The sequence below is a fragment of the Bacillus cereus group sp. BfR-BA-01379 genome (assembly GCF_022663605.1).
Classification (GTDB): Bacteria; Bacillota; Bacilli; order Bacillales; family Bacillaceae_G; genus Bacillus_A; species Bacillus_A mobilis.
This window is the reverse complement of the sequence record NZ_JAKUFT010000118.1, coordinates 1-8,597: the sequence shown is the minus strand read 5'-3', so window position 1 is coordinate 8,597 and position 8,597 is coordinate 1. Positions and strand designations below refer to the sequence as shown.

Genomic DNA, 8,597 nt, shown 5'->3' with positions numbered 1-8,597 from the left:
TGTAATGATTCCGATGTATTTCTATGTAATTTTATATTGTCATACATTATTAGATAAACGAAGTAATAAAGATAGTTAAAAGATTTCCTGGTTAAAAGGGAATCTTTTTTTGTTAGGTATTTATAAGTTCTAAACATCTTTATTATATAAGCGTTTAATAAGGAGAATTTTATGAGGAAAATAAAAATTTTGAACGTATTTCCTGCATGTGAATATGGTGGGACAGAAAAAGTTATTGAACAAACAGCAGGATATTTAATAGGTACTGAAAAGTTTGAGGTTGGATTATGTACAGTTGAAGGAAGTAAATTAGAGGAATTTCAAAATATGGGGGTTAGTACTTATATCCTTAAAGAATTTGGTGATAAGTATAGAATTAAACGTACGATAAATGCTGTATACGAAAGTATCAGAGATTTTGACCCAGATGTTATACATACACATTCATTGTATAGTCTTTTAGTGGTGAAAATTTTACAAAAAATAAAAAAAAATAAAATACCTGTAGTTCATACAGGACATGGTGGACCTAGAAAAAATTATGATTTGTATGCAAGTTATTTAGCAAAACTTGCAAATAAATACATTGTTATTTCGAAAAAATCTTATAGTGAATTAAGCAAAAAAAACTCTAACATTGTTTTAATAGAAAATGGAATCGATTTGGTTTCAGAAGAAGAGGTTTTTGAAAAGATAGATAATTCCGAGGGAAAAGATATCTTAAATATGTGTTATATTGGCCGGCTAGCTAAGCAGAAAGGTTTAATAGAATTAATTGATGCGTTGCATTTATTAAAACAAAATAATATTAAATTTAAAATAAAAATCATTGGTAGTGGTGAATTAAGAAATGAAATTGAACAAAGAGTTAATCAATATCAATTAGATAGCAATGTTGATTTCATTCCAGCTAATAAAGCACCATGGAAAAAGGTTAATGATATCCCTATTGTTTTGATGCCTTCTATTTGGGAACCAGGTGGAATTGTGGCTATGGAAGCAATATCTAGAAATCATACCTTGATAGCCACGATGGTTGGTGGACTTAAAGAGCTAGTAGTAGACGCGAAAAATGGATATTTGGTTCCTCCAGGTAATAGTGAAGAAATTGCAAAAGTTTTAATGGGAATTTATAGTGGGGAGAAACAGTATTTAAATATTAATATGGAAGAAAGGAAAAAGTATCTTTTTGCTAATAGAACAGGAAAAAAAATAGAAGGTTTATATTTGGATTTATTAAAGGATAAAGGTGGGATAAAGTGAGAGTTCTTCATATTGGAGAGTATGTTAAGGGTGGAGTAGCTACATATGTTAACAACGTACTTAATACTCAAAAAGAAAATGGAGCAATTGAAAATGTATATTTAGCTCTTAGTGATTATAATTCAGAACAAGAATTTAATATTATTAATGAGAATGTATATAGATATAAATATAAACGTGGTATTCCAGGTATTTTTTTTGGAACACTAAAAATCAGGGGGATTATAAAGGAGATAAATCCAGATATTATCCACCTTCACAGCACTTTTGCTGGCTTAATGGTTAGGTTGCTTTATATATGTAAAAGAAAGAAAGTGAAAATTGTATATTGTCCCCATGGATGGGCCTTTATTATGGATATTAGTAATGCTAAGAAAAAGTTATTTGCGATGATAGAAAAGTTTTTATCCTTAAAAACGGATAAGATAATTAATATATCTGATTATGAATATGAAGAAGCGAAAAAATTTGGTTTAAATGCAAAAAAAATGACAACGATAAAGAGTGGGATAGATTTACATGCTAGTGAATGTAAGGAAAACGATCTCTCTTTAGATAAAGAATTAATAAATCTCTTGTATATTGGTAGATTTGATCGAGCAAAGGGAATAGATATTATATTCGATTTAATGAAGAATCATGACTTGCCCAATATTAAACTATATACTATAGGTGATAGTGTTTTGGCTGATAATGAAATAAATATTCCTCGAAATGTTGTTAGTTTAGGCTGGATAGATAACAGTAATATTGACTCTTATATAAAGAAGTTCGATGCTGTCATTATGCCGTCAAGATGGGAAGGTTTCGGATTAGTAGCATTAGAAGGAATGAAAAATGGTAAAGCAATTATTTGTAGTAATAAAGCAGCACTTCCCGAATTAGTACAAGATGGGGTAAATGGTTATCATATAGATATAGAGTCTGAAGAAGATATGGTTAAGGTGCTCAACTCATTAGATAAAGATGTTTTGGAAGAGATGGGTAGAAATGGGTATAATATTCTTCGTGAAAATTTCACTAGTCAGATGATGAATGAACAAATTATCAACTTATATACTAATTTAATATCAAAGAAGAAATAGGGGAAATATTAGGTTGAAAACTAAAAATTTAAGTAGAATTACGCTAATAGTGATGATTGTAACTTTATGTGGTAAGGCATTAGGCTTTTTTCGGGAGGTTTTAATTGGGAAGTATTTTGGTGCCAGCTATAAGGCGGATGCCTTATTTACAGCGCTATCTATACCTACAATTATTTTTTCCAGTATAGCCTTTGCTTGTGGTACAGCGTTTATACCAGTGTATTCGAAAATTCGGCAGAATAAAGGTGATAGTGAAGGAAATAAATTTACTAATAATCTTTTAAATTTAGTATGTTGCATTAGCTTAATTATTACATTTATATGTTTAATTTTTTCTAAAGAAATAGTTAGTATTTTTTCAATTGGATTTGATAAGAGAACTTTTGATTTAGCAAATGAATTAACTAAGATTATAGCTCCTACTATATTGTTTGTAGGCATAGCAAATATTATGACTAGCTATCTTCAAGCTAATGAACGTTATTTTATTCCAAATATAGTATTAATACCACAGAATCTAGTTATTATTTTTGCTGTTTTATATAGTGCTAGTTTAGATGTACAAGGTGTAGTGTGGGCCTATGTCGCTGGAGCCATTTTACAGGTTATAATGCTATTGGTTGCCATGAAAAAATCGGGATACTCATATAATCTGCATTTTGATATGAGAGAAGAAAATATGAGTGCATTGTATAAATTGTTCACTCCAATTTTAATTAGTACATCTGTTCAACAGTTAAGTACAATGGTAGATAGATCTTTAGCTTCTACTCTAGAAAAGGGGAGCGTCGCGGTTTTCAATTATGCAAGTACTTTAAATAATTTTGTGTTTGGAATAGTATCTATATCCATCGCAACAATAATTTATCCTATATTATCGAATGCTGTTGCAAAGAAAGATTATACAGTTTTTGGTAAGACATTAAAAACAGCACTTGAATTTGTGAATATTCTAATTATGCCACTAGTAACTATTTTATTAGTATTGAATTTCCAAATAGTAGAAGTAATCTTTGAACGAGGGGCATTTCAATCTAATACTACTAAGCTGACTGCAAGTGTTTTATGCTACTATTGTATAGGTATGTTATTTTTTGGATACAGGGATATATTGAATAGGGTCTTCTTTTCATTACATGACACAAAAACGCCCATGTATAATGGCATATTGACTGTTATTTTAAACATTATTAGTAGTGTTATATTGGTAAAATGGTATGGTTTAGTGGGGATTGCGTTAGCAACAAGTCTCTCGGCTATATTCACTACACTTTTATTAATTTATAGATTAAATCAGACTGAATATAAGTTTCCAATAAGGCATTTTGGAGTGAATTTTATAAAGTGCTTTATATCCTGTGTTGTAATGGCAATGGTATTATATGTTTCATATGAATGTATTGCGGAGTTTAATTACAGCAATCATTTTATTATAAGGTGTTTTAATTTAGTGTTAAGTCTGTTTGTTGGAGCTATTTCTTATATAGTTATGTTGTGGTTACTAAGGATAAATGTAATGAATGCTATAAAGGTAAAGAAAACGGAGTCTTAATTAAATTACTTATAAATAGAAAAAGAGGTAAAGGAATGAAAAGAAAAGTATTATTTTGGTTTTTGGGGATTTTAAGTTTTGTAATTCTTGCAGGAGGAGGATATATATATTATGTATATTCTTCAGTATCAGATACATTAGGGGCTGTCCATAAGCCATTAGATAGAAATAAGTCAGAGAAACGCGCTAATCAAGTAGATATTAGTGATCAAAAACCTATATCCATTTTAATGATGGGAGTTGATGAAAGAGGGGAGGATAAAGGAAGATCAGATTCATTATTGCTATTTACCTTAAATCCACAGAAGAAATCAATGAAAATTCTTAGCATACCACGTGATTCGTATACAGAAATTGTGGGAAAAGGTAAAAAAGATAAAATTAATCATGCATATGCATTTGGTGGAATTAATATGGCAGTAAAAACTGTTGAGAATTTTTTAGACGTACCGGTCGATCATTATATTGAAGTGAATATGGAAGGATTTAGAGACATCGTTGATGCAGTAGGTGGTATTGATGTTAATAATGACATGGACTTTAACTATGGTGGTTTACACTTTGCGAAAGGTCCTATCCACTTGACTGGAGAGACAGCTCTATTGTTTTCACGAATGCGTTATGAAGATACTCGCGGAGACTTCGGCCGTCAAATGCGCCAACGTCAAGTCATCCAAGCTGTAATTAAAAAGGGTGCAAGTGTATCCTCTTTAGCGAGTTACGGTGATGTATTAAAAGCAATTGAGAAAAACGTTAAAACAAGTTTAACGCAAGATCAAATGTTTGATATTCAAAAGAACTATAAAGATTGCTTACAGAACAGTGAAGAAATCCAAATCCCAGGTGACGGCCACAAAGCTGCTGATGGTATTTGGTACTACTACGTTCCAGATGCAGCGAAACAAGATATTACGAATAAATTAAGAGCGCATCTTGAAGTGACTAAGTAATATGTAATAACCCAACTCCTTTGGTAGGAGTTGGGTTTATTTTTGCATGGATTTATATTAATATTATATATTGTGAGATTAATAGATGAGGTGAATCGATGAATAAGAAAGCAGTACTTGTCCTAGTTATTTTTGTATTGTTTGTAGCTTCTGTTGTGAGCGGTAAATTATACTGGAATAAGAAAGTTGCGCGTGCAACGGGACAGACGAGTGAAGTAACGAAAACGAATTCTGAAGTGAAAGATAGCGGAGCAAAGAAAACAGAGAAAAAACAAGATGCGAATTCATCTTTTAATGAAGCATATGCGAAAAATCTACCAGATGAAGTGAAAGAGAAGTTAAAGAAAGCTGCTGAGGATAAAAAGGCAGTAAATCTTGTTATTGTTGGTGATGAAGCTTCTTCATCTGAAAAAGATGCTTGGGCAGCTAAGTTAACGGCTAATTTAGAAACTGCTTACGGTAAAGGGTTATGGAATGTGACAGTAAAGGAATATAAAGGTGAAAGCACAGAAGAGTTAATCGCAAATAAGCGTGATAAAGAGATTGCGAAAGATAATCCAGATGTGATTTTATTCGAACCACCATTTATTACTGACAATGGTAAAACTGGTAATGGAAACTCTGTTGCGAGTACACAGAAATTTGTACAAGCACTTTCTACTAGTGCAAAGGGTGCTACGATTATGATTCAACCACCAAACCCAGTGTATGGTGCGAAGAATTATCCGAAGGCGATTGAGGCGTTAAAGCAATTTGCGACGCAAGATGGTTATACATATGTGGATCATTGGGGAGCGTGGCCTGATGCAGCAACGAAGGCTATCCTACCATATTTAACAGAAGAATTCGGTTTCCCAAGTGCTAAAGGGCATGAAGTTTGGGCACAATATGTAACGGATTATTTCGTTGCTAAGTAATAAAGGTACACAAAAGGTATACGAGCAATCGTATACCTTTTATAATAAGTAAGTGAATAAGAAATCCTAATATATGTAGGAGGAAGACAATGAACTCAATTCTAATCTGCGGCGGAGCTGGTTATATCGGTTCTCACGCTGTGAAAAAATTAGTAGACGAAGGTTTATCTGTAGTAGTAGTAGATAATTTACAAACTGGTCATGAGGATGCAATTACGGAAGGTGCGAAGTTTTATAATGGCGACCTTCGTGATAAAGCATTTTTAAGAGATGTTTTTACACAAGAAAATATTGAGGCGGTTATGCATTTTGCAGCTGATTCTTTAGTTGGAGTTAGTATGGAGAAGCCTCTGCAATATTATAATAACAATGTGTACGGTGCACTTTGCTTATTAGAGGTAATGGATGAGTTTAAGGTGGATAAGTTTATTTTCTCTTCTACTGCGGCGACGTATGGTGAGGTAGATGTGGACCTTATTACTGAGGAAACGATGACAAATCCAACGAATACGTATGGAGAAACGAAGTTAGCAATCGAGAAGATGCTTCATTGGTATAGCCAAGCTTCTAATTTACGTTATAAGATTTTCAGATACTTTAACGTAGCTGGTGCAACTCCAAATGGTATTATTGGGGAAGATCACCGTCCAGAGACGCATTTAATTCCTCTTGTATTACAAGTGGCGTTAGGTCAACGTGAGAAGATTATGATGTTTGGTGATGACTATAATACACCAGATGGTACTTGTATCCGTGATTATATTCATGTTGAAGATTTAGTGGCAGCTCACTTCTTAGGACTTAAAGACCTACAGAACGGTGGAGAAAGTGATTTCTATAACTTAGGAAATGGTAATGGCTTCAGTGTTAAAGAAATCGTTGATGCAGTTCGTGAAGTTACAAATCATGAAATTCCTGCTGAGGTAGCACCGCGTCGTGCGGGAGATCCAGCACGTTTAGTTGCTTCTTCTCAGAAAGCGAAAGAGAAGTTAGGTTGGGATCCTCAGTATGTAAATGTGAAAACAATCATTGAGCATGCTTGGAATTGGCATCAGAAGCAACCTAATGGGTATGATAAATAAAATATAATAAGTGAAAGAGAGGGTATTGTCGTTCAACATATGTTCGACAATACCCTCTCTTTTTTTATAAGATTTTTGCTATACTAAACTGTACTATAATTCCAGATGGAAGGAGGAGAATGATGAAAATACTTGTAGTTGATGATGAATCGAGTATTCGTAATTTGATTCGGATGCAGTTGGAGATGGAAGGGTATGAAGTGCTCACGGCGGCTGATGGAAGAGAAGCTTTAGAGAAATGGAATGATGGGCCGGATGTATTGATTTTGGATGTTATGCTTCCAGATACAGATGGGTATGAGTTGCTTCGTTTGTTCCGTGAGAAGAATAGGGATATTCCAGTACTGATGTTAACTGCGAAGAGTCAGATGAATGATAAATTGCTTGGTCTGCAGCTTGGTGCAGATGATTATGTGACGAAGCCGTTTAATTATGCAGAGCTTATTCTTCGGGTCAAGAATATGACGCGGCGTGTGAAGAAGACAGAGGTAACGGTAAGCCATGAAGTAATTGGGGCGGGGGAGATAAAGATCTGTCCTAAGGAAAGAAAAGTGCATGTTAGTGGACAAGAAATTCAGTTAACGTACCGAGAGTTTAATTTATGTCAGTTATTTGTTTCAAATCCGCAGCGTGTATTTATGAGAGATGAGTTACTTGAGAAAGTATGGGGATTTGAGTATATCGGAAATACGAGAGCGGTTGATATTATGGTGCAAAGACTGCGGAAGAAGCTAGGGAATAGCGGGGAATATATTAAGACAATTTATGGCGTCGGCTATAAACTGGATTGTTAAGTGGTGATGGTATGTCTTTAAAAAGGAATATGGTGTTTGGAATAGTGGGACTGTTAATCCCGATTTTTGTTCTTTTGTACGCAGTTGTTTATATTACATTAGAAAAGAATATGTATCATAACGCGGCAAATTCTTTAGAAAAGTTAAGTGTAGAAGCACAAATTTATACGATGAATTATTTAGAGAAGGAAGCAGAGGTCGAGACGCTCGGTCCTAATTCACTTTTAATTGCTTCGTATTTAGCGAAGCGTATGGATGTCCGTGTACAGATGATTGGGAAGAATGGAGATGTTGTTGCGGATACGCAAAAAGGAGCACTCCTTCATCGGAATATCGATATTGCGAGTTCTTTGAAGGGGAAGAAATCTTATGTTTTTGAAGAGGGAGACCCAGCTCCAATTCTATTGTTTTCAAGCCCAGTTTATTATGGAAACGATGTCATCGGAAGTGTTCGTTTTATAAATGAGTTAACGGGTGAGAAGGAAGTTTTAACAAATGTCGGTTGGACGTTTTTAATGACGTCTCTTTGTCTAGTAGCTGCGGGTATTTTCTTTGCAATTCGTTTGGCAAAGTCTCTGCATAAGCCAATTGATCAGTTAAGGCAAATGGCAAAGCGGCTTGCGAATGGTGATTATAAAAGCAAGATTGAGCTAAATGAATATGTGGAAATTGCTCAGCTTTCAGCATCTTTTAATGCGATGGCTGATGGAATTGAACTGCATATTAAGCAATTGAAAGAGGAGAAAGAGAAGCAGAAAGATTTCTTAGACCGTATTACGCATGAGCTAAAAACGCCGCTAACTGCGATTATTGGCTATGTGGATTTAATTCCGAAGTTGAAGGCGAAGGAAGATGTACAGGAGAGCCTGCGTTATGTAGCTGTAGAGAGTGAGCGTTTATTATCACTTGTAGAGGAATTGCTTAAGTCTTCAAAGTATGGGACGAGTACGTTTG

8 protein-coding genes are annotated in these 8,597 nt (G+C 34.1%); all 8 read left to right on the top strand.

Features of this window, described 5'->3' with window-relative positions; all coding sequences use genetic code 11:
- Positions 1–171: 171 nt before the first annotated feature.
- Positions 172–1,263: a glycosyltransferase family 4 protein gene (locus MR113_RS25875; RefSeq protein ID WP_242257336.1), complete on the top strand. Its 1,092-nt coding sequence runs from the start codon at positions 172–174 to the stop codon at positions 1,261–1,263.
- Positions 1,260–2,348 (top strand): glycosyltransferase, encoded by a 1,089-nt coding sequence (locus MR113_RS28530; RefSeq protein ID WP_242257335.1) that lies wholly within the window; start codon positions 1,260–1,262, stop codon positions 2,346–2,348. The genes MR113_RS25875 and MR113_RS28530 overlap by 4 nt, the downstream gene beginning before the upstream one ends.
- Before the next feature lie 13 nt (positions 2,349–2,361).
- Entirely contained in the window at positions 2,362–3,900 is a 1,539-nt protein-coding gene (gene murJ, locus MR113_RS25865) for a murein biosynthesis integral membrane protein MurJ (protein WP_242257334.1), read from the top strand.
- A 35-nt stretch (positions 3,901–3,935) separates the two neighbouring features.
- Positions 3,936–4,850 (top strand): polyisoprenyl-teichoic acid--peptidoglycan teichoic acid transferase TagU, encoded by a 915-nt coding sequence (tagU, locus tag MR113_RS25860; protein ID WP_242257333.1) that lies wholly within the window; start codon positions 3,936–3,938, stop codon positions 4,848–4,850.
- A gap of 98 nt (positions 4,851–4,948) precedes the next feature.
- Positions 4,949–5,767 carry an SGNH/GDSL hydrolase family protein gene (locus MR113_RS25855; RefSeq protein ID WP_242257332.1) on the top strand — a complete coding sequence of 273 codons (819 nt, stop codon included), beginning with the start codon at positions 4,949–4,951 and terminating at the stop codon, positions 5,765–5,767.
- Between the two features lie 89 nt (positions 5,768–5,856).
- Positions 5,857–6,849: a UDP-glucose 4-epimerase GalE gene (galE, locus tag MR113_RS25850; protein ID WP_242257331.1), complete on the top strand. Its 993-nt coding sequence runs from the start codon at positions 5,857–5,859 to the stop codon at positions 6,847–6,849.
- A 122-nt stretch (positions 6,850–6,971) separates the two neighbouring features.
- Entirely contained in the window at positions 6,972–7,643 is a 672-nt protein-coding gene (locus tag MR113_RS25845) for a response regulator transcription factor (protein ID WP_242257330.1), read from the top strand.
- A gap of 11 nt (positions 7,644–7,654) precedes the next feature.
- Positions 7,655–8,597, top strand: a 943-nt coding sequence (locus MR113_RS25840) for a histidine kinase dimerization/phospho-acceptor domain-containing protein (RefSeq protein WP_242257329.1), incomplete at its 3' end; no start/stop codon positions are given.

Bases quoted from the DNA above. Each gene is read 5' to 3' on its own strand.
- MR113_RS25875 (WP_242257336.1), top strand. From the start codon at position 172: ATGAGGAAAATAAAAATTTTGAACGTATTTCCTGCATGTGAATATGGT.
- tagU (WP_242257333.1), top strand. From the start codon at position 3,936: ATGAAAAGAAAAGTATTATTTTGGTTTTTGGGGATTTTAAGTTTTGTA.
- MR113_RS25855 (WP_242257332.1), top strand. From the start codon at position 4,949: ATGAATAAGAAAGCAGTACTTGTCCTAGTTATTTTTGTATTGTTTGTA.
- galE (WP_242257331.1), top strand. From the start codon at position 5,857: ATGAACTCAATTCTAATCTGCGGCGGAGCTGGTTATATCGGTTCTCAC.
- MR113_RS25845 (WP_242257330.1), top strand. From the start codon at position 6,972: ATGAAAATACTTGTAGTTGATGATGAATCGAGTATTCGTAATTTGATT.